The 280-nt window shown below is 75.7% G+C and carries 1 protein-coding gene; it reads right to left on the bottom strand.

The window, feature by feature from the left end; genetic code table 11:
* Window positions 1-280: DUF2000 family protein (locus tag SB773_RS31260; protein WP_410594170.1), on the bottom strand; the 280-nt coding region annotated here is incomplete at both ends.

Raw genomic sequence — 280 nt, 5'->3', positions numbered from 1 at the left:
GCCGACCGTCTCGAGGTACTCGTCGTAGACGCGGGTCTCCTGCGCCGCGGCCGGCATGTCCGCGACGAAGACGCCGTCCGCCGCCTCCGCCTTGCTGCGGATAACCGCGAGCTGCTCCCGCGTCGCGCGGAGGACCGAGCATCCTGCCCAGGGGAGACCGGGATGGGCGCTGCCGTCCGCATCCACCGCTGCGGGCCCGAGCAGCCCCGTCACGTGGGACGCCGTCGCCGCCGCCACGCAGATCGCGGCGTTGGCGGCGACGCCGGGGGCGAGCGACTCC

The organism is Bacillus sp. SIMBA_074 (assembly GCF_046534555.1).
GTDB classification, from domain to species: Bacteria; Bacillota; Bacilli; order Bacillales; family Bacillaceae_G; genus Bacillus_A; species Bacillus_A mycoides.
This window is presented reverse-complemented; position numbering and strand designations above follow the sequence as displayed.